This is a genomic window from Enterobacter sp. C3_dUdeg (genome assembly GCF_057536195.1).
On record NZ_BAAKFX010000001.1, the window covers coordinates 980,295 to 1,004,233 of the forward strand.

24 protein-coding genes are annotated in these 23,939 nt (G+C 56.6%); 12 read left to right on the plus strand and 12 right to left on the minus strand.

Annotation, left to right across the window (positions count from 1 at the left end):
- Nucleotides 1-110 precede the first annotated feature (110 nt).
- Nucleotides 111-1,007, plus strand: a complete 897-nt coding sequence (locus AC27FC_RS04585) for a DMT family transporter (RefSeq protein ID WP_045888391.1) — start codon at nucleotides 111-113, stop codon at nucleotides 1,005-1,007.
- Nucleotides 1,008-1,041: 34 nt separating this feature from the next.
- Here the strand turns inward: AC27FC_RS04585 and AC27FC_RS04590 are convergent, their stop codons facing one another.
- Both AC27FC_RS04590 and AC27FC_RS04595 read right to left on the minus strand, forming a co-directional pair.
- The gene (locus AC27FC_RS04590) at nucleotides 1,042-1,716 is read right to left on the minus strand and encodes a DUF3313 domain-containing protein (RefSeq protein ID WP_033145514.1); all 675 of its coding nucleotides are present in this window, start codon (nucleotides 1,714-1,716) and stop codon (nucleotides 1,042-1,044) included.
- 135 nt (nucleotides 1,717-1,851) lie between these two features.
- A complete protein-coding gene (locus AC27FC_RS04595; protein ID WP_094935475.1) occupies nucleotides 1,852-3,447 on the minus strand; it encodes an ABC transporter substrate-binding protein in 1,596 nt (531 codons plus the stop codon).
- A 111-nt stretch (nucleotides 3,448-3,558) separates the two neighbouring features.
- Here AC27FC_RS04595 and pepT point away from each other — a divergent pair, with 111 nt between their 5' ends.
- Nucleotides 3,559-4,788, plus strand: coding sequence for a peptidase T (gene pepT, locus AC27FC_RS04600; protein WP_221702357.1), 1,230 nt, complete (start codon nucleotides 3,559-3,561; stop codon nucleotides 4,786-4,788).
- Here the strand turns inward: pepT and tehB are convergent.
- Nucleotides 4,785-5,381 carry a tellurite resistance methyltransferase TehB gene (tehB, locus tag AC27FC_RS04605; RefSeq protein WP_196354800.1) on the minus strand — a complete coding sequence of 199 codons (597 nt, stop codon included), beginning with the start codon at nucleotides 5,379-5,381 and terminating at the stop codon, nucleotides 4,785-4,787. The two genes, pepT and tehB, sit on opposite strands and share 4 nt — an antisense overlap.
- 132 nt (nucleotides 5,382-5,513) lie before the next feature.
- Here tehB and ydcK point away from each other — a divergent pair, with 132 nt between their 5' ends.
- Nucleotides 5,514-6,494, plus strand: a complete 981-nt coding sequence (gene ydcK, locus AC27FC_RS04610) for a YdcK family protein (RefSeq protein ID WP_196354403.1) — start codon at nucleotides 5,514-5,516, stop codon at nucleotides 6,492-6,494.
- Here the strand turns inward: ydcK and rimL are convergent.
- From rimL to AC27FC_RS04630, 4 genes are all read right to left on the minus strand, one after another.
- On the minus strand, nucleotides 6,489-7,037 hold the full coding sequence (rimL, locus tag AC27FC_RS04615; RefSeq protein ID WP_196354404.1) for a 50S ribosomal protein L7/L12-serine acetyltransferase: 549 nt from the start codon (nucleotides 7,035-7,037) through the stop codon (nucleotides 6,489-6,491). The two genes, ydcK and rimL, sit on opposite strands and share 6 nt — an antisense overlap.
- A gap of 45 nt (nucleotides 7,038-7,082) precedes the next feature.
- The gene (locus AC27FC_RS04620) at nucleotides 7,083-8,738 is read right to left on the minus strand and encodes a glucan biosynthesis protein D (RefSeq protein ID WP_033145508.1); all 1,656 of its coding nucleotides are present in this window, start codon (nucleotides 8,736-8,738) and stop codon (nucleotides 7,083-7,085) included.
- Nucleotides 8,739-9,094: 356 nt separating this feature from the next.
- Nucleotides 9,095-9,868, minus strand: a complete 774-nt coding sequence (locus tag AC27FC_RS04625) for a transporter substrate-binding domain-containing protein (RefSeq protein ID WP_025756391.1) — start codon at nucleotides 9,866-9,868, stop codon at nucleotides 9,095-9,097.
- Nucleotides 9,869-9,878: 10 nt separating this feature from the next.
- Nucleotides 9,879-11,048 (minus strand): pyridoxal phosphate-dependent aminotransferase, encoded by a 1,170-nt coding sequence (locus tag AC27FC_RS04630; RefSeq protein WP_045399212.1) that lies wholly within the window; start codon nucleotides 11,046-11,048, stop codon nucleotides 9,879-9,881.
- A gap of 115 nt (nucleotides 11,049-11,163) precedes the next feature.
- Between AC27FC_RS04630 and AC27FC_RS04635 the strand changes: the two genes are divergently transcribed.
- Nucleotides 11,164-12,006, plus strand: coding sequence for a LysR family transcriptional regulator (locus AC27FC_RS04635; protein WP_196354405.1), 843 nt, complete (start codon nucleotides 11,164-11,166; stop codon nucleotides 12,004-12,006).
- Here the strand turns inward: AC27FC_RS04635 and AC27FC_RS04640 are convergent.
- Both AC27FC_RS04640 and hglS read right to left on the minus strand, forming a co-directional pair.
- Entirely contained in the window at nucleotides 11,993-13,498 is a 1,506-nt protein-coding gene (locus AC27FC_RS04640) for a carboxylesterase/lipase family protein (protein WP_232959951.1), read from the minus strand. The two genes, AC27FC_RS04635 and AC27FC_RS04640, sit on opposite strands and share 14 nt — an antisense overlap.
- A gap of 43 nt (nucleotides 13,499-13,541) precedes the next feature.
- Nucleotides 13,542-14,885, minus strand: coding sequence for a 2-oxoadipate dioxygenase/decarboxylase HglS (gene hglS, locus AC27FC_RS04645; RefSeq protein WP_487159846.1), 1,344 nt, complete (start codon nucleotides 14,883-14,885; stop codon nucleotides 13,542-13,544).
- Nucleotides 14,886-15,414: 529 nt separating this feature from the next.
- Between hglS and AC27FC_RS04650 the strand changes: the two genes are divergently transcribed.
- From AC27FC_RS04650 to AC27FC_RS04685, 8 genes are all read left to right on the plus strand, one after another.
- Nucleotides 15,415-15,600, plus strand: coding sequence for a con-10 family general stress protein (locus AC27FC_RS04650; RefSeq protein ID WP_004150795.1), 186 nt, complete (start codon nucleotides 15,415-15,417; stop codon nucleotides 15,598-15,600).
- Nucleotides 15,601-15,694: 94 nt separating this feature from the next.
- Entirely contained in the window at nucleotides 15,695-16,189 is a 495-nt protein-coding gene (locus tag AC27FC_RS04655) for a YciE/YciF ferroxidase family protein (RefSeq protein ID WP_008502272.1), read from the plus strand.
- Between the two features lie 23 nt (nucleotides 16,190-16,212).
- Nucleotides 16,213-16,416, plus strand: coding sequence for a hypothetical protein (locus AC27FC_RS04660; RefSeq protein ID WP_063408411.1), 204 nt, complete (start codon nucleotides 16,213-16,215; stop codon nucleotides 16,414-16,416).
- A gap of 25 nt (nucleotides 16,417-16,441) precedes the next feature.
- Nucleotides 16,442-16,948 carry a ferritin-like domain-containing protein gene (locus AC27FC_RS04665; protein ID WP_014831871.1) on the plus strand — a complete coding sequence of 169 codons (507 nt, stop codon included), beginning with the start codon at nucleotides 16,442-16,444 and terminating at the stop codon, nucleotides 16,946-16,948.
- Nucleotides 16,949-16,963: 15 nt separating this feature from the next.
- Complete coding sequence (locus AC27FC_RS04670; RefSeq protein WP_008502274.1) at nucleotides 16,964-17,836, plus strand: manganese catalase family protein; 873 nt, start codon at nucleotides 16,964-16,966, stop codon at nucleotides 17,834-17,836.
- Nucleotides 17,837-17,904: 68 nt separating this feature from the next.
- Nucleotides 17,905-19,308 carry a cytochrome ubiquinol oxidase subunit I gene (locus tag AC27FC_RS04675; protein ID WP_033145500.1) on the plus strand — a complete coding sequence of 468 codons (1,404 nt, stop codon included), beginning with the start codon at nucleotides 17,905-17,907 and terminating at the stop codon, nucleotides 19,306-19,308.
- The gene (gene cydB, locus AC27FC_RS04680) at nucleotides 19,308-20,318 is read left to right on the plus strand and encodes a cytochrome d ubiquinol oxidase subunit II (RefSeq protein WP_033145499.1); all 1,011 of its coding nucleotides are present in this window, start codon (nucleotides 19,308-19,310) and stop codon (nucleotides 20,316-20,318) included. The genes AC27FC_RS04675 and cydB overlap by 1 nt, the downstream gene beginning before the upstream one ends.
- A gap of 8 nt (nucleotides 20,319-20,326) precedes the next feature.
- A complete protein-coding gene (locus tag AC27FC_RS04685; RefSeq protein ID WP_196354408.1) occupies nucleotides 20,327-21,952 on the plus strand; it encodes an alpha-amylase family protein in 1,626 nt (541 codons plus the stop codon).
- Here AC27FC_RS04685 and AC27FC_RS04690 read toward each other — a convergent pair whose 3' ends face one another.
- From AC27FC_RS04690 to AC27FC_RS04700, 3 genes are read right to left on the minus strand one after another with little or no spacing between them, the layout of a single operon-like run.
- The gene (locus AC27FC_RS04690) at nucleotides 21,953-22,939 is read right to left on the minus strand and encodes an SDR family oxidoreductase (protein ID WP_196354409.1); all 987 of its coding nucleotides are present in this window, start codon (nucleotides 22,937-22,939) and stop codon (nucleotides 21,953-21,955) included.
- 17 nt (nucleotides 22,940-22,956) lie between these two features.
- Entirely contained in the window at nucleotides 22,957-23,475 is a 519-nt protein-coding gene (locus tag AC27FC_RS04695) for a 2-oxo-tetronate isomerase (protein WP_032657136.1), read from the minus strand.
- Nucleotides 23,476-23,486: 11 nt separating this feature from the next.
- Complete coding sequence (locus AC27FC_RS04700; protein WP_487159847.1) at nucleotides 23,487-23,933, minus strand: DUF421 domain-containing protein; 447 nt, start codon at nucleotides 23,931-23,933, stop codon at nucleotides 23,487-23,489.
- Between the last annotated feature and the right edge of the window lie 6 nt (nucleotides 23,934-23,939).

A 23,939-nucleotide genomic window follows, 5' to 3' on the forward strand; every position in this document is an offset into this window, starting at 1 on the left:
CCGGGTAAGAAAAAAGCGCAAGATTTTGCAAGTCGACCGCAAGCCGGTGAAAGCCCCTGACCGATCTCAGCGGCATACTGCGGGCTTCCGTGGTTTGAGAAGAGAAAAATATGAACGCATTATTATACGGACTGGTGGTGGTCATCTGGGGAACCACCTGGATTGCGATTTTCCTGCAGCAGGGGCCCGTAGCGGCGCCCGTCTCGATTTTCTGGCGTTTCGCCGTCGCCAGCCTCACGATGATGGTGGTGTTAATCGCCCTGCGCCGCCTGCGCAAGCTGGCGCTGCGGGATCACCTATTTTGTATGCTCCAGGGATGCTGCGTTTTCTGCTTTAACTTCTGGTGTTTTTACGCCGCAGCCTCGCACATCAACACCGGGCTGGAATCGGTGATCTTTTCCATGGCCGTACTCTATAACGCTATTAACAGCTTTATTTTCTTCGGGCAGCGCCCGCCCGCGCGTTTCTGGACGGCGGCGGCACTGGGCCTGACTGGGATCGTCACCCTCTTCTGGGACGATCTGCTGGCCAGCGGCTGGAGCGCGTCGCTCCTGACCGGGATTGGTCTCTCCGCGCTCGGCACCTACGGCTTCTCGCTGGGCAACATGATCAGCATGCGTCACCAGCGAAAAGGCCTTGAAACCATGACCACCAACGCCTGGGCGATGCTCTACGGCACGCTGGTAATGGGCTGCATTGCCCTGTTCAGAGGCGACAGCTTCGCGCCAGAGTGGACCATCAGCTACATTGGCGCGCTGCTCTATCTGGCCGTGTTTGGTTCGGTGATTGCCTTTGGTGCCTACTTCACGCTGGTGGGACGTATCGGTCCGGGCAAAGCGGCCTACAGTACGCTGCTCTTCCCGCTGGTGGCGCTGACGATCTCAACGGTGTATGAAGGCTACGTCTGGCATATCAACGGTATCGTGGGGTTATTGCTGATTCTGGGGGGAAATATGGTGATGTTTACCAAACCAGAAACCTGGTTCAGACGCTTACGAATGGCGTAAATAAAAAGGCCTGCATTAAGCAGGCCGTTTTATTTTATTTCGCGGTCTTTTTCACATCAAACATGGTGGCGTCCGTCGCCATGTCATCAACTACCTGCTTCAGCGTCGCAAAGGTCATCGGCGTACTTTCGTTGTTCAGATCTTTACCTTCGCCTTTACGCACCACCTTCATGACCGGTTTGTTGGTGGCCGCATCGATCAGTTCGCCTTCAAAGAAGAGATGCGTATCCATGGTGCGATGCCCGGTTGCCATCTGCGTACCTGCTACAACCAGCGCGACCGGCACCACTTCATAGAACTGCAGACCTTCTTTCTGCGAACTCACCCCGGTAATTGCACCGCGGAAAATCAGGCTGTGTTTACCCGGCGTGGTCACGACTGGCTTACGGGTACCAATAGCGGTTTTCATTTTGTTATTGGTGTAATTCAACAGCTCATCAAGCGTTTTTTGACCAATTTGAGTGGTCGGTTTAGGCGCAGGATAATAAGTAATCGGCGTCCAGAGAATACTGTCGTAATTAGCTTCGTTATAAGAAGGATCAACCCAACGCAGCGTTGGTTTACCCGTCGCAGACGTCGTCTGCTGCAAGCCTGAATAGTCTTTTAAAAAGCCAGAATATTGTTCGGGAGCCGCGACTTTTGAAGAACAGCCCGCCAACGCCAACAGACCAGTAAGCACTGCAACTTTAAAAAAAGTTTGAGTACGCATGATAGTTTTCCATGTTATCTGCAAGTATGCATTTGAAGTTATAGCAAAAGACCGGCGGGTTTGTTGTGACAAAAAATGATGCGGGGAGCACAAATTGCGAAAAGACTGCCCGCAAGCGTGCCGGGCAGTGAAAAATTACTGATTTATATCCAGTTGCCAGAACAGATGTTTGCCAAACGGGTCAATTTCATAGCCCGTCACCTCCTTGCGCACCGGTTCGAAAATGGTTGAATGCGCAATCATCACCGCCGGCATTTGATCATGCATCATTTGCTGAGCCTCTTTATACAACGCCACGCGTTTATCGCGATCGGTGGTTGATTTTGCTTCCGCAATAATTTTATCGAAGGGCTTATAGCACCATTTCGCCGAATTTGAGCCACCGTTTGCCGAGGTACAGGTAAATAGCGGACCAAAGAAGTTGTCGGGATCGCCCGTTGCGGTCGTCCAGCCCATCAGCGCGGCCTGGTGTTCCCCGCCCTTCACGCGCTTAAGGTATTCGCCCCACTCGTAGGTGACGATTTTGGTCTGTACGCCGATTTTCGCCCAGTCGGCCTGAATCATCTCCGCCATGCGTTTTGCATTCGGATTGTACGGACGCTGCACCGGCATCGCCCACAGGTCGACGCTCACGCCGTTGGCAAAACCGGCCTCTTTCAGCAGCGCTTTCGCCTTTTCAGGATCGTAATCGTAATCCTTAAGCTCGCTGTCTGCGCTCCAGACGCCCGGCGGCAGCAGGTTCTTTGCCGCAGTGCCGGTGCCGTGGAAAACCGCATCAATAATGGCCGGTTTATTGATGGCCATCGCCAGCGCCTGACGGACTTTTACGTTATCCAGCGGCGGCTTTTGGGTATTGAACGCCAGAAAGCCGGTATTCAGTCCGGCTTTGCTCATCAGGTTGATGTCTTTGTTCGCCTTCATGCGCGGCAGGTCCGCCGGGTTCGGGAACGGCATCACCTGACATTCGTTCTTCTCAATTTTGGCAAACCGCACGGAGGCATCCGGCGTGATGCTAAACACCAGCCGATCCAGCTTCGATTTCCCCTGCCAGTAGTCGGCAAACGCCGTAAACAGGATCCGCGAATCCTTCTGATACTGCGCCAGCTTAAACGGCCCGGTACCTATAGGCTCCATATCCACCTTCTCCGGCGTGCCCGCTTTGAGCATCGCGTCGGCATATTCCGCGGACAGGATAGAGGCAAAATACCATGCCAGATCGGCGACAAACGGCGCTTCCGGGTGCGCCAGGGTAAAGCGCACGGTGTGGTCATCAACTTTATCAATGCCGGTAATCAGGCTGCCAAACTCCAGACTTTCGAAGTTGGAATAGCTGCCGTTAGAGACGTTGTGATACGGATGATTCACGTCTTTCTGGCGCATAAACGAGAAAATCACGTCGTCGGCGTTAAAGTCCCGGGTCGGCGTGAAGGATTTATTGCTCTGGAACTTGACGCCCTTACGCAGATGGAAGGTGTAAACCTTGCCGTCGTCGCTCACCTCCCAGCGCTCCGCCAGGCTTGGCACCAGCTCCGTGGTGCCGGGTTTGAAATCAACTAGCCGGTTATAGACCGGCACGGCGCTGGCGTCCACGCTGGTTCCCGAGGTGTATAGCTGAGGATTAAAGTTTTCCGGCGATCCTTCGGAGCAATACACCAGCGTTTTCGCGGCGACGGTGGAACTGACCGTGAGTACAGCAAGCGCCAGCGTTATAGTTGTGAGTTTGCTTTTCATCATTTATTCCTGTCTTTTTAATTCGACGGCTAATTAATTCTTTTGCCATTTCATAAATAACATTAAAGTGATGTGGCAAACACCTGAAAAATAAATAAGGAATAAATCACTATGGGCTCGCCGCTTTCCAGACAATTAACGCACCGTTTTTTCCGCTATCTCGCGATCACCAGCCAGAGCGACCCCAAGGTCAAAACCCTGCCCTCAACGCCGGGCCAGCACGACATGGCGCGGGAGCTGGCGCAGGAGCTGGCACAGCTGGGGTTAGACGATATTGTGATTGATGAATTCGCCACGGTAACGGCGGTCAAAAAAGGCAACGTGCCCGGCGCGCCGCGCATCGGCTTTATTACCCATATTGATACCGTGGACGTAGGATTATCACCGGATATTCATCCACAAATATTAACGTTTACCGGTGAAGATCTCTGCCTGAATAAAGAGAAAGACATCTGGCTGCGGGTTAACGAGCACCCTGAAATTCTGGCGTATCCGAATGAGGAGATTATTTTCAGCGACGGAACCAGCGTATTGGGCGCGGATAATAAATCGGCGGTCACGGTGGTCATGACGGTGCTGGAAAACCTGACGGCGGAACATCAGCACGGGGATATCGTCGTGGCGTTTGTGCCTGACGAAGAGATCGGCCTGAACGGTGCAAAAGCGCTGGACCTTAAGCGCTTTGACGTCGACTTCGCCTGGACCATCGACTGCTGCGAGCTGGGGGAAATTGTCTACGAGAACTTTAATGCGGCAGCCGCTGAGATCCGCTTTACCGGCGTAACGGCGCACCCGATGTCCGCCAAAGGCGTGCTGGTGAATCCCCTGCTGATGGCGACTGACTACATCAACCATTTTGACCGCCAGCAAACGCCGGAGTGCACCGAGGGGCGTGAGGGCTATATCTGGTTTAACGGCATTCAGGCCGGCCAGAACGAGGCCATTCTTAAGGCCAATATCCGCGACTTTGACAAGGACAACTTTGCTGCCCGCAAGCAGCAGATTGCCGACGTTGCCGCGCTGATTGCCGCCCAGTATCCAACGGCCAGGGTGGACTATCGCATTGAAGATACCTACAGCAATATCAGCAATGCGATTGGTGAAGACAGGCGCGCCATCGATCTGATGTTCGAGGCAATGGAATCACTCGGCATCACGCCGAAGCCGACGCCCATGCGCGGCGGTACCGACGGCGCGGCGCTCTCGGCAAAAGGGCTGCTCACGCCGAACTTCTTCACCGGCGCGCATAACTTCCACTCGAAGTTTGAATTCCTGCCGCTGTCGTCGTTCGAGGCGTCTTACAACACCGCCCTGCAGATCTGCCTGCTTGCTGCCCGCTAAGCGGGCTTGCGCGCCAGCATCGTGGCAAAGCGCAGCTTGATGCGGTTGCCGTTTTCGTCGGTGCGGTGCAGTTCGCCAACGTCTTCGTTGTATTTGAGCAACTCCCAGCCTTCGTAGTAGTTGCTCAGCTCACCGCTTTTGAACGCAAACGGGAAGCCGACGGTGCACGGGTAATCCGCCGTGTCCATCGCGGCAACAATCAGGTTGTAGCCGCCGGGCCTGGTGCAGCGCTGCATGTTGGCGATAAGTCCCGGGATGGTTTTTGACTCCAGGAACATCAGCACCACGGTGGAGAGAATGAAATCGTACTCGCCGTCAAAACTCAGGTTGTTGAGATCTTTAATCGCCGTGTGGAGGTTATCGATCCCTTCTTCCGCCTTAATTCGCTCGATATTCTCGATGCTCATCGGGTTCTTGTCCCATGCGGTCACCTCGTAACCGTTGGCCGCCAGATAAAGGCTGTTGCGGCCGTTGCCGCAGCCCAGATCCAGCGTTTTGCCCGGTTTAATCTGTGCCGCACTGAACAGCACCTCTGTATGGGTGCGGGTTAAGCCATATTTCTCTGTGAAGTAATTCTCATCAACGGTCATTATTTTTTCCTGAGCCTGCATAAGTTTAAAGTGCATCCTGAATGCCATTTTAAGGCGTTTACCGTCTGGTTGCCAGCCGCTCGAAAACCGAAAAATTTGCTACGTTTAGTTGAGACGCTTATCAGAGACCAAAAGATGAAAAAATATCGCCTTAGCGACGAAACCCGCCTCTGGCAATGGAAAAACGGCGAAACTACCCGCTCCGTCACGCTGCGGCAGATTATCGCGACAGTGGATTTTAACGACGTGACGGTCGGCACGAAAGGCGGCTGGGTTGACGATGAGCGCGCCCTCGCGCAGGACGGCGACTGTTGGATCTACGACGAAAACAGCGTGGTGTTAGCCGGTGCCGTCGTGTCCGGCAACGCGCGCCTTACCCTGCCGTGCATCGTTAGCCACGATGCGCATATCAGCGGCAGCTGCTGGCTGGACGGCGCGGAGGTCAGCCACGGGGCGCGAATAAGTGACAACGTCACCATTCAGCACTCCTGCGTGCGGGGCGAATGCCATCTCTACGGCGATGCCCGCATTCTGCACAACAGCGTTATCATCGCCGCCAAAGGTCTGACGCCGGACCATGACCAGATCCTGCAAATCTACGATAAGGCGACCGTCAGCCAGTCGCGCATTGTGCATCAGGCGCAAATCTACGGCGAGGCGATGGTGAATTTTGCCTTTGTTGAGCACCGCGCCGAAATATTCGACAACGCCATCCTCGAAGGTAACGACTTAAATAACGTCTGGGTCTGCGACTGCGCAAAGGTCTATGGCAACGCCCGCGTGATTGCCGGTTATGACGAGGATGCTATTCCGACGGTGCGCTACAGCTCGCAGATTGCGGAGAATGCCGTGGTGGAGGGAAACTGCGTCATCAAGCACCACGTTCTGATTGGCGGTCAGGCATGGCTGCGCGGCGGGCCGATCATGCTGGACGATAAGGTGGTGATCCAGGGACGCGCGCGGATCAGCGGAGATGTGCTCATCGAGCACCGGGTTGAAATCACCGATGATGCGGTCATTGAAGCCTTTGCCGGGGAGAGCATTCACCTGCGCGGCGAAAAGGTGATTAACGGCGACCAGCGCATCACCCGCACCCCGCTGCTGGGAGCGTTATAGGGCGTAGATCTTCCCGTAGATATTCACATCGTCAAAGCGGCCATTCAGGTATTCCGCTTCCCGCAGGCATCCTTCCAGCGTAAAACCGTTACGCACGGCAACGCTGTTGCTGTGCTGATTCGCCACCCGACACTTGATCACAAAACGGCGGATCTCCCCGCGTTCGACGTAGTAGCGCATAAACGCCTGCAGTGACCGGGAGAGAATGCCCTGCCCCTGGTGGGATTCATCCAGCCAGTAGCCGATGTACCCGGCCTTGTTGGCTGGTTCAATCGTATTGAACGACAGCACGCCGACCAGTTCATCACTCTTGAATATCAAAAACATTTTGGCGTAGCCGCGCTGGTGCAGCATCTGGTTACTTTGCACGTTGCGGCGGGTATCGTCCTCGCTGCCCACGTGCTGCGCCCAGTCAAAGGCGGTTTGCAGAAAGGCTTTGTTTTGGACGACGAGATTATGCAGATCGGCGGTGTAGCGCTCTTCGACGGCGCGAAGCTCGAGAGCGTCAGATACCGGGATAATTTCGGATTTTGCTGCGGTCATTGCCCCTCACCCTAACCCTCTCCCAAAGGGAGAGGGAATCGATCGTTAACGCATTATCCGGTCGTCAACGTAGTTACGTTTATCCGGCGCTGGCGGGAAATACTGGTACAGCCAGGTTTCACTGATGGCATCGCCCTGGCAGCGCAGGAACAGGCGCATATCCACCGGCTCCGTCGAATCCGAGGTTGGGTACCAGTCAAACAGGATGCGATAGCCGTCAAACGGCTCAACGTAGAGGATCTCAACCTGCTTCGCTTCACCGCTGGAGAGCGTAATCACCGGCTCGATGCCTTTTGGCGCAGCGGCCTTGAGGTCGCCACCGACGAAGTCGATAGCAAAGCGACGGGCCCACACTTTCGGGTAATTTTCGCCCGGTGCCCAGCCTTCCGGGAAGCCGCCCATGCCGGTACGGGTGGCGAAGACGTTGGCCAGCGGAGAACGCACCGGCGGCATGGCGCTCCAGTACAGACGATATTTAAAGTCCAGCTCGTCGCCCGCCTTCACCGCTTTTTCCGGCTGCCAGAAGCAGACCACGTTATCCAGCGTTTCGCCGGTGGTCGGGATCTCCATCAGGCCAACCGCGCCTTTACCCCAGTCGTTACGCGGTTCAACCCACAGGCTCGGGCGTTTGTTATACCAGCCCATCACGTCCTGATAGTGCGAGAAATCGCGGTCGAGCTGCAGCAGGCCGAACCCTTTCGGGTTTTTGTCCATATAGGCGTTAAACTGCAGCTTCTGCGGGTTGTTCAGCGGACGACAGATCCACTCCCCGTTGCCGCGCCACATTGCCAGGCGGTCGGAGTCATGAATTTGCGGGTGAATGGTGTCACACATGCGGCGTTCGTTATTGCCGCAGCTGAACATGCTGGTCATCGGCGCGATGCCGAGCTGCTTGATGTCCTTCCGCGCATAGAGATGGTTTTCCACCTCCATAATCACCTGGCTCTTCTCGCAGTGGATCACGAATTTATAGGCACCGGTGATGCTCGGGCTGTCCAGCAGCGTGTAGACGGTAAAAGTCGTGTCGCCGGGCTTGACGGTTTCAAACCAGAAGGCGGTAAAGTCCGGGAACTCTTCCGGCGTGTCGGTAAAGGTGTCTACCGCCAGACCGCGCGCGGAAAGGCCGTACTGGTAGGTGTCATCTACCGCGCGGAAATAGCTCGCGCCCAGGAAAGAGACAATATCGCGACGCGCCAGCTCAGGCGCCTTAAAGGCGCGGAATCCCGCAAAGCCGAGATCGCTTTGCCCTTCAAGCTGCTTGGTATCCACACCCGTTTCGCCGTAGCTGAACAGCTCCGGACGGAAGTGGATCTCGCGCGCCATAGAGGTCGACTGGTCCAGCGAGAACATCCGCACGCGGCGGCGGAACCCCATCCCCATATGGAAGAACTGCACGTCCAGCTGACGCCCTTCAATGTTGTTCCACAGTGACTGTTTTTCATCGTAGCGGATGGCGTTGTACGCCTGCGGCGTCATGGTTGCCAGCGTGTCCGGCAGCGGACGCGGCGCGCCACCCCACGGGGTTTTCGCCAGGTCATGCGCCATGGATTGCAGTACGGAGAAGTCGAAACGACGGCTCTGTCCGTCAGCAATGTCAGAGTCGGCAGCGTATGCCGCTTTGGAAAACAGGGAAGCAAGGCCAGATGTGCCGCTCAGGGCTGCCACTGCCAGCGAGCCTTTTAGAAAACGTCTGCGATTCATGCCTGGAAAAACGTCCTTATGGTCGTGTGAATGTGTTTCGCTCTCGGCGAAATGACGGCAAGAAAGAACGCACAGCCTAAACAAAAATGGTTAAGAATCCAATTGTTGGCCGGTGATTATATGAACAAAGTGAGAAATATTTTCTGTCGACCAGAACGGCCCGAAAGTGGTGTAAAAAACAGTAAATACACAAAATCATTCATGCTGGATCAAGGCGGCAAGTCTGAGAATCCCCAGGAGCTTACTTAAGTAAGTGACTGGGGTGAACAGACGTAGCCAACGCAGAGGCAGCTTGAAGGATGAAGTGTATTAAAAATGCCCCGGCGCGACATCGTTCGCCGGGGCTAATGAGGCGGTTATTTTACGCTGACATCGATACCCGGGAAGTACTTATCAGCGAGTTTAGCGATCGTGCCGTCGGCACGTACTTTATCAATCGCGGCATCAAGCTGCTTTTTGGTGGCCTCGTCGCCCTTACGCAACCCAAAACCGATCCCACTGCCGAGGATAGTGTCGTCAGACACCGGTTTGCCGATGAAGCCAAACCCTTTACCCTGCGGCTTGCTGAGGAAACCTGCCTGCCCGGCCGCGGACATGACCAGCGAGGCGTCGATACGGCCATTCAGCAGATCGCCCCAGGCCATATTCTGATCTTTATAAGACACCACGGTGACACCCTGCTTTTCCCAGTGCTCTTTGGCATAGGTTTCCTGGATGGATCCCTGCAGCACGCCGATGGTTTTGCCCTTCAGCCCTTCTGGGGTTGCCTCAACCGCCGTGCCGGCCTTGCCGACCAGCTGCGACGGAATACGGTAGATCGGTTGGGTAAAATCAATGCTCTTGCGGCGCTGCTCGGTGATGTTCATCGCCGAGTTGATGGCGTCAAATTTCTTCGCCACCAGGCCCGGGATCAGCGCATCAAAGGAGGTTTCAACCCAGCTGCACTTCAGCGCTGCCGCTTTGCAGATGGCATTCCCCAGCTCAACGTCAAACCCTTCCAGTTCGCCCGCCGCATTGCGGCTCTCAAACGGCGGATATTCCGCTTCCAGACCGTAACGCAGCTCGGTGGCCGCGAAGGAAGAAAAAGTACACAGCAATCCCATGCCGACAACTAACGCGCGTAATTTCATCTCATACTCCTCAGCGTGGTTTAACCCGACACAGGGCCTGGGCACCTGCCCGTAACGTCGCCTCATCTTTCGCAAAAGAGAGACGAATCAATTTATTATCCGTACCGTCCGCATAAAACGCCGACAGCGGAATGGTGGCAACGCCGTACTCAACGATCAGCCGTTTCACCAGCTCGCTGTCGCGCTCGTCGCTGAACTGGCTGTAGTCCGCCAGCATGAAGAACGATCCGGCGCTCGGCAGCAGGGTAAACGGCGAATCGGCCAGCAGGCTGTGCAGCAGATCGCGCTTGCGCTGGTAAAACGCCGACAGAGACAGCCAGGTTTGCGGGTCGACCATATGCTCAGCAAACGCGTGCTGCATTGGCGTATCGGCAGAAAACATTAAAAATTGATGCACTTTACAAATCTCGTCCATCAGTACCGCCGGTGCAACACAGTAACCCACGCGCCACCCGGTGACGTGATAGGTTTTTCCGAAAGAGGAAATAATCACGCTGCGCTCCGCCAGCTGCGGGTGCGTGGCCATCCCGTGATGCGGCTCGCCGTCAAAAACGACGTGTTCGTACACTTCGTCAGACAAAATAATGATGTCGGTATTGCGCGTCAGCGCCGCCAGCTGCTGCAGGTCACTGGCGGAGAAGACCTGACCGCTCGGGTTGTGCGGCGTGTTGATGATGATCATGCGCGTTCGCGGGGTGATCGCAGCGCGAACCTCATCCCAGTTGACGGCAAAATCCGGCACGGTGAGCTTGATGGCAATCGGGGTTGCCCCCTGCAGACGGACAATCGGCGCGTAGCTGTCAAAGGACGGCTCAAAGTAGATCACCTCATCGCCCGGATGCACCAGCCCGCTAATCGCCGAATAGAGCCCTTCGCTGGCGCTGGCGGTCACCAGCACCTCGCTGGCAGGGTCGTACTGCGTGCCGTAGAGCGTGGCAATTTTATCGGCAATACGTTCCTTGAGCGGCTGCAGACCGGTCATCGACGCGTACTGGTTATGCCCCGCCTCCATTGCGCGGGTGACGCCCGCAATCAGCTTCGGGTCGCAGGAAAAATTCGGTGCGCCCTGAGAAAGGTTAATCGCGTTATGCTGCGCCGAGAGCTGGCCGATAACGGTAAAAATGGTGGTTCCCACATCCGGCAGTTTGGAGCGCGTTTGCACAGGCGTTCGTAAAGTCATCCTCTTTCCCTTCTCATGGACATTGCATAACTATTCAAACAACATCTGTGCTGTCGGCACAATCGAATTGTTGTCATAATAGCCATGAGAAAAATGCATAGCTGAGGTGTTTTCTATGTCACGCCGTTCGTTCCCCCTTAATGCCATCGACGCATTTTTAGTCACCGCGCGTCACCTCAATCTTACCCATGCCGCGGCGGAACTGTGTCTGACGCAGGGGGCCGTGAGCCGCAAGATTGCCTCCCTTGAGGCGTGGTTTGGCTTTCCGCTTTTTGAACGCCACGCGCGCGGGCTGCGCCTCTCACCGCAGGGTAGCGCCCTGCTTCCGGAGCTGCAGTCCGCTTTCGAGCAGCTGCTGTCCGTGGCCGACCAGGCCCGCAGCCAGCACACCGTGATCCGTCTGAAGGCCCCCACCTGCGCCATGCGCTGGCTGGTGCCGCGCCTGCTGGAGGTGGAGCGCGAGCATCCGGATCTGCAGATCGCGCTGACCACCACCACCGATCACAACGTCAATTTCAAAACCGAATCTTACGACGCGGCCATCGTGTTCGGCACGCACATGAGCGCAGGCGATCTGCTGTTCGAAGAGGCGCTCACCCCGGTGATAAGCCCGGTGCGGGCGGGTGCTGCGCTGGGTTCGCTGACGTTTCTGCACCCGACAAGGGACAAGACAGACTGGTCGCTGTGGCTGACGAAACAGGAAGGTCCGGGCTTTGCCATGCATAAAAATCAACACTTCGATACGATGGATCTCGCCATTACGGCCGCCATTCAGGGGCTCGGCGTCGCCATCGCCGACGAAACGCTGGTGGCAGAAGATATTCACGCGGGAAGGCTGGTACGGCCCTATGAGACAAGCATAAAAACCGGCGCAAGCTACCGGCTGGTGCTGCGCGAAACGCCAGGCGAGGAAAATGGACTGGCGGCGTTTCGCGCCTGTTTGCTTAATCGAGGCTGACGTGGTGCTTCATCACCCGTTTGAAGAGGCTCATGCGGGCGCGCATAAAGCGGTTTTCAAGCCTGAAAGCTGCATGTTTATTCACGCCAATGCGTAACAGAACCTCCCGCCCTTTACGGCACGCGGGCCAGTGCGTCGGCCCGGGCAGGATGTCGCGACGACCCGCGTCACGCGCAAAGCTCACCCAGTAATCCGCCACCTGGGCAGCAAACTGCAGATCTCGCTCATTGACGTACTGACGTGAAGGCTCCACCTGACCGAGCGTATCGAAGACGTAGGGAACTTCGTTGCCGTGCCAGGCACCGTTGATGTACGTGGCATGTTCCGCCTCTGCGACATAGTCAAACCAGTAACGCCAGCACAATCCGCCGACGCGCTGCTGGGCCTGCATCACCACGTAGCCCATCGTGGTAAACGCCATGTCGCGACACACCTGCCTGCCCAGCTCTTCATCGCCCTTCACGCCCGGGTAGAGCAGCTTAATCAGCCCCAGCCCGAAGCGGCGCTCCCTGCGAAGCTTCTGAATTTGTCCGGCGAGATCGATGCCAAACACCGCCATCACGCTGGCTTCATCGCTGTTGGAGCCAATCATTACCGGCACCGGATGCTGACGCGCGGCGAAAAAGACGTCAAGCATGGCTTCCGGCAGAACACAGTCTCCAGCGATAGGCGCCGGAGCGACGTTCAGCGGCGCGGTGAGCGGCCAGAACGCCTCGGGCGGAATGGCGCGCAGCTGCCCGGCGGTCGCATTTTCCAGCCCGAAATGGGCGGCCAGCGCTTCCCCTTTTTGCAGCGCCTGCTCGCGCGGCGTGTCCGGTAAGGTGTATCCGCTTTGCACAATCGCCTTGTGGAATAATCCTGCTGCCAGCGGAGAGGCCAGCAGCGAGAGCACGCTGCGCGCGCCAGCGGATTCGCCAAACAGGGTCACATTAGCGGGATCGCCGCCAAACCCGGCGATGTTATCCCGCACCCATTCGAGCGCGGCGATCTGATCCAGCAGGGCAAAATTATGCACCACGCGCCCTTCCTCGCCTTCCAGCGCGGGATGGGCGAAAAAGCCGAGATGGCCGAGACGGTAGTTGATCGTGACCACAACCACGCCGCGCGTGGCCAGCGCTTTGCCGTTATACGGCGGCAGGCCTCCGGCACCAATCGTAAACCCGCCTCCGTGCAGCCAGACCATAACCGGAAGCGGCTCGGCGCGCTCTGCGGGAGACCAGACGTTAAGGTAGAGGCAATCTTCGGAAAACTGCCCCGGATCGCCGCCGCCTAGCTCCTGGCAGTACTCGCTGCTTTGCCAGCTTGAGGGCGAGAAGGCCGTGGCCTCGCGCAGCCCATCCCAGCGTTCAGGCGGCCGGGGCGAGCGCCAGCGCCACTCCCCCACGGGCGGCGCGGCGTAGGGAATACCGCACCAGACGTGGACGTTTTCATCGGTTAAACCAGAAAGTGCGCCCTGGCGCGTTTCAACCACAGGGGCGGAAGGATTTTGCATAACGACCTTAATTTTTCCATCACACCCCAGCAGAGTAACGATTTCAGAGCAAACCGCAACGCTGTTTACTGCGCGTTTCAGCCTCCTGGTAGAGCATAAACTCGTCATACACCGGGCATCCCAGCGCGTCTTCAAACGCATCGCGGCTGGCGTTACCGTGGCTGCGGGCCTGGGTTTCGTTCCCGAGGTTGGACTGGAAAATCCCCGCGGCGCTGACCGGGAGGAAATCTTCGTAGGTGATCGGCTGGGCAACCACCCATCCGCGCTCGATCAGCGGCTGCGGATCGTCTCCGGGACGAAACGCATGACGATGCGCATCCCCGGCTGGCGTCAGGCGGTAGCGGAAATAAGCCAGCTCCTGACGGCGCATGAGCATTTCGCTGTCCGGGAAGGCGCTAAAGATCTCCCGCAGATGCAGCTGATGGGTCAGGTTATCTTTACCGGTACCGGCTTGGGCGAGGAGGCTATCGTACAGTTCACGGCCTTTCGGGGTCAGCGCCACGCCGCGCTGTTCAATCTCACCGAAGCGCGCGGTGTGGGTGCCTTTATGTTCACCGGCAAACAGCACCGGCTCTTCCAGCGCCTTGAAGCTGGTTTGACGCAATAAGACGGGCACCTCGCGACGCGGCGGACCTTCGATCAGAATTTTTGGCTCGATGCCGTACTTCGGCATCAGCTCCTGCACCCGGTCAATGTCCAGCGTGCGCGGCGTGAGGTGGTTAATGTGGCAGCCCGGGAAGCAGACCACGTCGGCAATCAGACGGTGCTCGTTGTGCAGCGCCAGATAGGTTTCCTGATCGACCGTCGCATGGCGGTGCCAGCGGAAGGTTTCTAACGCTTCCTGCACAAATTCGTGCGCCTGTGCGTCAGTAAACTGCCCTTCCGACTCGTGGAGGTCGAGCAGTTCCAGGCAGCGCGGGGTGAAGATGTTGCGGTGAGACAGGATCTCCGCGGCCCGCTCGCGCAGCACGACGTTTTCAATCAGCTCAAGACGCAGCAGCGAGGTAAAGATACGAAACGGATTCCGGCACAGCGCCGCATCCTCTATCGGACGAAACGCCGTTGAGTGGACGGGCACCCCCGCCTGAGAGAGATCGTAATAGCTGACCGGGTACATACCCATAATGGCAAACATACGGCGCAGGGTTGAAAGTTCCTGTGCCGTGCCCACGCGGATCGCCCCGTGACGCTCCACGTTCAGGCGCGCAAGCTCATCGGCGTTAGCCAGTTGTTCATGTAATAGTGGATTATTTTCCAGAACCGCCAGGTTTACGTCCGCAACCAGTTCAAGCAAGGTGCCGTACTGCGGAACTTCCTGCTGGTACATCGCCGACATAGCCTGCGAAAAGTGTTCCCGAATGTCATCAGCCGTGATGGTGTTCGCCATGATGTCATGCCTCCAGTGAATATTACCTGGAGTGTAGAGAAACCCGTTCCTTCCGGGGGGAAGAATTTCTGAATTGTGATCTTAAGACGACAGTGGTCAAACCGTGTGCTATCAGGCCCCTGAACAGCGCCGAACGGAACCGCCCTTTCAGCCTGAACGCTTTTATCCAGGATTTTCCTTATAATTATTTAGGGTTCCGCTTTCTATCTATAAAGGAGTATTTTTGGGCTCTCTTCTGAATGCAAATTAACCAATTCGAGTACGCCATTATTTTTATCCTCTTCTTTCAAATTTTTAGCTCGAAGTTAGGATTAATCTGAATGGTTGTTTACAAGTCCTTCCTGTCTATCCATATTTCCTTTTTAAGCGAAGCGCAAATTTACAAATATTTAAAAATAACGCAACCGCAAATAGCAAAACGCATTTGACGGATGACGCACAGCGACTAGAGTTATTACTCGAACGACGAGTGATACGGAATATTTTCGTATCGTACTGACATAACCAATATATGACTATGAGGTTTAATATGGCAGAGCATCGTGGTGGTTCCGGTAATTTCGCTGAAGACCGTGAAAAAGCATCAGAAGCTGGACGTAAAGGTGGCCAGCATAGCGGTGGGAACTTTAAAAACGATCCTCAACGCGCTTCTGAAGCGGGTAAGAAAGGAGGACAGAACAGTCACGGCGGAGGCCGTAAATCTGATAACTCCTGATCTTATTTAATACTCTTTTAATAAAACCAGAGAGCATGCTGCGGGCTGAAAAGCTCGCAGTACCCTTTCCTTATTTTACCGGAGCGTAATTATTATGAATATGAAAAGCGTCGAGGATGTCTTTATTCATCTTCTCTCGGATACCTACAGCGCAGAAAAGCAGCTTACCCGTGCGTTAAGCAAACTTGCCCGCGCCGCCTCCAGCGAGAAGCTGAGCGCCGCTTTTACCGCACACCTTGAGGAGACGCAGGGTCAGATCGAACGTATCGACCAGATCGTCGAGCAGGAAGACGGTATCAAGCTTAAGCGCATGAAGTGCGTGGCGATGGAAGGCTTAATTGAAGAAGCCAACGAAGTCATCGAAAGCACGGAAAAAAATGAAGTACGTGATGCCGCACTTATTGCCGCCGCGCAAAAAGTCGAACATTACGAAATTGCCAGCTACGGTACCCTTGCAACACTAGCTGAACAACTGGGCTATAAAAAAGCCGTTAAGCTTCTTGCCGAAACGCTGGAAGAAGAAAAAGAGACCGACCTTAAACTCACCGACCTGGCCGTAGGAAATATTAACCAAAAAGCGCAGAAATGACGCAATAATACAGGTTAAATAAAATGAGCATCAGTCCCAGGACAATTAAACGGTGCCATTTAGCGGCAGCCATAATATGGTTCATTCTCGCCACCCCTTCCGTAATATGGTGGAAGAACAGCGTGCTATGGGTCATTATCATCAGCATTTACGCCAATATTGTCGGCCATTTATCCGGCTACAGTGCCGCGCGTGCCGATCAGGCTGCTGAAAGTGAGACCAAATAAGCGAACCCCTAATGAGGATACAATGATGAATCACGTAGAACACTACCATGACTGGCTACGCGATGCCCATGCGATGGAAAAGCAAGCCGAATCTATGCTGGAATCCATGGCCAGCCGTATCGATAATTATCCTGATGTTCGCGCCCGAATTGAGCAGCATATTAATGAGACAAAACGGCAAATTACATTGCTGGAAGAAATCCTCGACCGTAATGATATTTCTCGTTCGGTTTTAAAAGATTCGATGAGCAAAATGGCGGCGCTCGGCCAGTCCATCGGCGGCATGTTCCCGTCTGATGAGATCGTGAAGGGTTCGATCAGCGGCTATGTTTTCGAACAGTTTGAAATAGCCTGTTATACCTCCCTGCTCGCGGCGGCGAAGAAAGCAGGCGACACGGCCTCGGTACCTGCCATCGAGACGATTCTGGCGGAAGAACGCGAAATGGCCGACTGGCTGATTCGCCATATTCCGCAGACCACGGAACAGTTCCTGCTGCGTTCAGACGCATCGGGCGTCGAAGCAAAAAAATAATCAGGGAGAATCGCCATGTTCCGACACGTCAAACAGCTGCAATACACGGTTCGCGTTGCCGAACCGAACCCAGGCCTCGCCAACCTTTTACTGGAACAGTTCGGTGGGCCTCAGGGCGAACTGGCTGCCGCCTGCCGGTACTTTACGCAAGGATTGAGCGATGACGATCCGGGCCGTAAAGATATGCTGATGGATATCGCGACCGAGGAGCTAAGCCACCTCGAAATCATCGGTACCCTGGTCGGCATGCTGAATAAAGGTGCCAAAGGCGCGCTGGCGGAAGGGGTGGAAAACGAGGCCGAGCTGTATCGCTCCATGACCGAAAACGGCAATGACAGCCACATCACCTCCCTGCTCTACGGTGGCGGCACCCCGCTCACTAACTCGGCGGGCGTGCCCTGGACGGCGGCCTACGTCGACACCATCGGCGAACCGACGGCGGACCTGCGCTCAAACGTGGCAGCAGAGGCCAGAGCGAAAATCATCTATGAACGGCTGATCAACGTGACCGACGATCCCGGCGTAAAGGATGCCCTGGCGTTTCTGATGACGCGCGAGGCGGCGCACCAGCTCTCCTTTGAGAAGGCGCTGCAGTCCATCCGTAATAATTTCCCACCGGGAAAATTGCCGCCAATCGAGGAATTCACCAACAAGTACTACAATATGTCTGAAGGTGGAGAGGTTCGCGGAAGCTGGAACAGCGATAAACATTTCGATTACGTTGAGTCCCCCCAGCCTGCGGTTGACGGCGGCGATGGCAGCGCAAGCGTCACGCTCACGACCGAACAGGCAACCCTGGTCAAGGCGATGTCTGCCCGCACGAAGTCCGATCCACATTCTGACCCGCTGACCGGTGCCGAGCTGGGTGCCGGTAAGACTAAACCGTAATCGGTTTTGCCGGGCAGCCATAAACTGCCCGGCAATTCTCGTGCCCCATCGTTTCAGAGGTACGGACCATGTTCGAACTCGACGCGTTCCATCTGGCCAGAATTCAGTTCGCTTTTACCGTCTCGTTTCATATCCTTTTTCCTGCGATCACCATCGGCCTCGCCAGCTATCTGGTGGTGCTGGAGGGCATGTGGCTGCGTACAAAAAACGACGTCTGGCGATCGTTGTACCATTTCTGGCTCAAGATATTTGCCGTTAACTTCGGGATGGGTGTCGTTTCCGGCCTGGTCATGGCGTACCAGTTTGGCACCAACTGGAGCGGGTTCTCACAGTTCGCGGGCAGTATTACCGGCCCTCTTCTGACCTATGAAGTCTTAACCGCCTTCTTCCTTGAAGCCGGTTTCCTTGGCGTCATGATGTTCGGCTGGAATAAGGTCGGCCCGGGCCTGCACTTCTTTTCAACCTGCATGGTGGCGCTCGGCACGCTGATGTCGACCTTCTGGATCCTCGCGTCCAACAGCTGGATGCATACGCCGCAGGGCTTCACTATCGAGAACGGACAGGTTATTCCGCAGGACTGGCTGGCGATCGTCTTTAATCCCTCCTTCCCTTACCGCCTGATTCATATGGCTATCGCCGCGTTTCTGAGCAGCGCGCTGTTTGTCGGCGCGTCGGGCGCATGGCACCTGCTGCGCGGTAACGATACCCCCGCCGTCCGCACCATGTTTTCCATGGCGATGTGGATGGCGCTGCTGGTCGCTCCCATCCAGGCGGTCGTGGGCGATATGCACGGCCTGAACACGCTAGAGCATCAGCCGGCCAAAATTGCCGCCATTGAGGGACACTGGGAAAATCCGCCGGGCGAGGCCACCCCGCTGCTGCTGTTTGGCCTGCCGGATATGGAGGAGGAGCGCACCAAATACGGTCTGGAGATCCCCGCGCTTGGCAGCCTTATCCTGACCCACAGTCTGGATAAGCAGGTCCCGGCGCTGAAGGATTTTCCGAAAGAAGATCGCCCTAATTCGACCATCGTCTTCTGGTCGTTCCGCGTCATGGTGGGGATGGGGCTGCTGATGATTACCCTCGGGCTGATTAGCGTCTGGCTGCGCTATCGTCATCGACTTTTCCACTCTCGCCCGTTCCACTGGTTTGCCCTCTGCATGGGGCCTGCCGGGCTGCTGGCGCTGCTCGCCGGCTGGGTCACCACCGAGGTGGGCCGTCAGCCGTGGGTGGTCTACGGCTATCTGCGCACCATCGACGCGGTATCGCTGCACAGCACCCTGCAGATGAGCATCAGCCTGCTGGCGTTCTTCGTCGTCTACTCGTCGGTGTTTGGGGTGGGCTATGTTTACCTCATCCGGCTGATTAAGAAAGGACCGCAGCCTGTCGATACGCTGACGTCAAACACCTCGGGCACACCCGCCCGTCCGCTGTCTGCCGCTGAGTCTGTTCCTGAACAGGAGAGAAACTGATGGGCGTCGATATCTCAGTTATCTGGTTTGCCATCATCGTCTTTGCCACGCTGATGTACATCATCATGGATGGCTTTGATTTGGGCATCGGCCTGCTGTTTAACTTCGTGGGCGATGCGAAGGAGCGCGATGTGATGGTCAACAGCGTGGCGCCGGTCTGGGACGGCAACGAGACCTGGCTGGTGCTCGGCGGCGCGGGCCTGTTCGGCGCGTTTCCGCTGGCCTATGCGGTCATTATTGATGCGCTCACCATTCCTCTCACCGCGATGCTGATCGGCCTCATCTTCCGCGGCGTCGCCTTTGAGTTCCGCTTCAAAGCCACGCCGTCGCACCGCAAATTCTGGGACTACTCCTTTGCCGGCGGCTCTCTGCTCGCCACCTTCAGCCAGGGCGTGGTGGTGGGCGCCGTGATTAACGGCTTCGACGTTGAGGGGCGGCGTTTCGTCGGCTCCGCGCTTGACTGGCTCACCCCCTTTAACCTCTTCTGCGGCATCGGGCTGGTTGTGGCCTACACGCTGCTGGGCACCACCTGGCTCATCATGAAAAGCGAAGGCGCGCTGCAGGCCCGCATGCGCGAGCTGACCCGCCACGTGCTGCTGGCGCTGGTCGTGGTGATTGCGGTAGTGAGCATCTGGACGCCGCTCGGCTGGCAGTACGTAGCCGACCGCTGGTTTACCCTGCCCAACTTCTTCTGGTTCCTGCCGGTGCCTCTGCTGGTTGCGCTTTTCAGCGTGCTGATCTGGCGCCTGACCCGCAACCCGGCCAGCCACGCTCGCCCCTTCCTGCTGACGCTGGGGCTTATTTTCCTCGGGTTTAGCGGGCTCGGCATCAGCCTCTGGCCGAACATTATTCCGCCGCGCATCACCCTGTGGGAAGCCGCGGCCCCGCCTGCCAGCCAGCTGTTTATGCTGGTAGGCACGTTGCTGATTATTCCGGTGATCCTGGTGTACACCGCCTGGAGCTACTACGTCTTCCGGGGCAAAGTGTCGGATACTGAAGGCTATCACTGAGGAACGCTATGACCGACTGGCATACACGAGCCATTATTTATCAGATTGATACCGCGCTATTTTATGATTTGAACGGCGATGGCTGCGGGGACATCGCCGGGATCGCGGCCAAGCTGCGCTATATACGCCGCATGGGGGCGACGGTCATCTGGATCACCCCGTTTTACCTCACGCCCTTTCTCGATGAAGGCTACGACGTCAGCGACCACCTTCAGGTGGATCCCCGCTTCGGAAAGCTGGCCGATATCATCGCCTTTATCGAGCAGGCCCGCGAGCTGGGCATGCAGGTCATTATCGAGCTGCTGATCCAGCACACGTCGGACGCGCATCCCTGGTTCCAGCAGGCCCGCCGCAACCCGGCGTCACCCTATCGTGATTACTACCTCTGGTCGGATAACGACGAGGACGATACGCCCCCCATGTTTCCCGGCGTGGAAAAGAGCATCTGGAGCTGGGACGACGAGGCGGGACAATACTACCGGCACATGTTTTATCGCCACGAGCCGGATCTGAACCTCACCTCGCCCGCGGTGCTTAAAGAGATTGAGAACATCATCCTCTTCTGGCTCAAGCTGGGCGTGTCGGGATTTCGCCTCGACGCCGCGTCCCACCTCACCACGCAGGCGGGAAACGGCGATGAAAAAAAGGGTCTGTGGATCCTCGAACATATGCGGCGTCTTATCGAAGAGCGCAATCCGGACGCGATCCTGCTGGGCGAAGTTGACGTAGACGTTGAGGCCTATAAAGACTACTTCGGCAATAACGACCGTCTGAATCTGGTACTCAATTTCTGGCTCAACAAGTATTTCTACGTCAGCCTGGCCCGCAAAAGCGCCCGCCCGCTGCGCAATGCGGTGAAGAAGATGATCGTCCCGCCTGATGCCTGCTGTTTTGCCAACTGGCTGCGCAATCACGACGAGCTGGATCTGGAAGGCATCAGTCAGAAAGACAAACAGTTTGTCCTCGATACCTTCGCCCCTGATGAGGAGATGAACGTCTATCAGCGCGGGATCCGCCGCCGCCTGGCCCCGATGCTCAACGGCGATCGGAAGCGGCTGGCGTTCTGCCACGCGGTGCTGTTTTCCCTGCCGGGTGTCCCGGTGATGCGCTACGGCGACGAGATAGGCATGGGTGATGACCTGGATCTGGAGGAGCGCTACGCCGTCCGCACCCCGATGCAGTGGGCAGGATCGCAAGGAGGCGGTTTCTCTGCAGCCGACCCGGAAAAATTTATCGCGCCGATTATCGACCATGGCCCTTACCGCTATCAGAAAGTCAACGTCTCCGATTCGCTGCTTCACCACAACTCGCTTCTGCACCGGATCATCGATATTGCCACTACCCGCTCGGAGTTCCCCGAAATAGCCGTTGCGCCCTTTCGCCTGATCGCAATCGATGATGACGCGGTACTGGGGCTTTATTACGAGACCGACGAGCGCAGCATCCTGACCTTCGTCAACTTCAGCGACCAGCCGGTGCATTTCACCGCCAAAGGGATCCGCAACGCCACCTGGACCGCCTGTCTCGAGGACAAGCGCTACGATGACGCGCTGATTTGCGGTAAAACCGTTCAGCTCAGCCTTGGCGGCTACGGCTATCGCTGGTTTTGGACGCACCGTAGCGCGCTGCGCTGACTACGGTTTCCGGCGAGTTATCAGACGCGTCAGCACTATTCCCGCCACCGCGAGGGCGCCAAGGGCCACTTTCCCCGGCATGCCGGAGGTGACGGACGGCGCGCGGGTTTTCGCCTCGTCAGTAAAGCGGCCATGGATTTTATGCAGATCGTTAACCGGCTGGTCGAGGTAGTCCCGGCGATCCGGCGCGTTGAGATCGTCGGTCATCTGGCCTTCCCACGCCTTTTTCACCATCAGCCGGTCAAGAAAACCGGGGAAGAAAAATTGCCCGACGATGGACTGGATGGTGCTGCTGCCTACCCACAGCTCGCGCACCGGCTTTTGCGCCACCCTGAAGATGGCGCTGGCGGCCACCTCAGGCTCAAAGACCGGCGGCACCGGGCGCATCGCCCAGGCGAACTTATTCCTCGCCCATTCGAACTGCGGGGTATTGAGCCCCGGCATCTGGACCATCGAAAGCTGAACCCGGCTGTTCTCATGCATCAGCTCGGTACGCACCGCATCGGTGAACCCACGGATCGCCGCTTTTGCCCCGCAGTAGGCTGACTGCAGCGGAATGGAACGGTAGGCCAGCGCGGAACCTACCTGGATAATCACCCCCCTGTCGCGCGGAACCATAAGCTCGAGCGCGGCGCGGGTGCCGTTGACGTAGCCGAGGTACGTCACCTCAGTCACGCGCCGAAACTCGTCCGGCGTGAGGGTACGAAACGGTGCCAGCACGGCCCCCATCGCGTTGTTCACCCAGATATCAATCGCGCCGAGGCGATACTCAATTTCGTTAGCGGCATCCACTACCGCCTGGCTGTCGGCGACGTCCGCCTGCACGGCGTGGGCATTAACGCCAAAGCGCCGTAGCTCCTCCTGGGTAGAGTGCAGGCTGGCTTCATCGCGGGCAATGAGCCCCACGTCGTAACCCGCCTTTGCAAAGTGCAGCGCCGTGGCTTTTCCCACGCCCGCCGTCCCGCCGGTAATCACTATGACAGCCATAGAACCTCCACCTGAGTTTATCCGTTATTCCCGTCCGACAAGGTTGTCACCAGTTCAGCCAGCGAGTAATGCACCGCTTTTTCGACCACGTCCTGACAGTCACCGGAGAAAAGCACGGTGCGGGTCTTCGTCTCGCCGCGTATGTTCCACGCAAAGCAGACCGTCCCCGCCGCCGTGCCGTCGTCGCCCCCTTCCGGGCCCGCGTAGCCGCTGATGGCGATGCTGATATCCGCCTGGGCGATGTCGCGGATACTGGCGGCCATTTCGGTTACCGTCTGCTCGCTCACGGCCGTAAACCGCTCCAGCGTCTCGGGACGCACGCCGAGGATCCGCGCTTTAGCTTCATCGCTGAACACGACAAGCCCAACATCATAAAATTCGGCGGTGTTTTCCTCTGCGCAAAGCGCCACCGAGAGCTTTCCGCCCGTGCAGGATTCCGCGGTGGTTAAGCGAAGCCCGAGATCGGTTAATTTGCTCGCCAGCTTTTTCGTCAGTTCACCCACGGTATTATTGCTGTCGTGAAAAAGATTGCTCATCTTGCCGCCTCTTATTTCTCGAAAGGAATGATTGAAATATGGCCATTGCGCTCAAGTATGGCATATTTAATGTCGCTTATTTCCGTAATGCCATTATTTTGGCGCGCTGACACCAGAATATCATCACAGGACACGTCGACTTTTTTCAGTTTATCGGCTAACGGCACGCCGTTCTCCACCAGAATAACAGGAGTGCCATCCAGAATATTCTCCACCGGCGAAAAATACTTCTTCATTAGTCCGAAAATAATATCCACCACCACCAGCGTGGTAATGGTAATCATCGCACCGGTAACGGAAAAATCCTGTCCGAGAAGCGCCTGCTGCGTGGCTTCACTAATTATAAGGAGCAGAATGAGATCGAAGCTGGTCATCTGCAGCAGCGCGCGACGCCCGGCCACTTTAAATACCACCACCAGAAACAGATAAATAGTCAGCGCGCGAAAGACCATATCCATATCAGC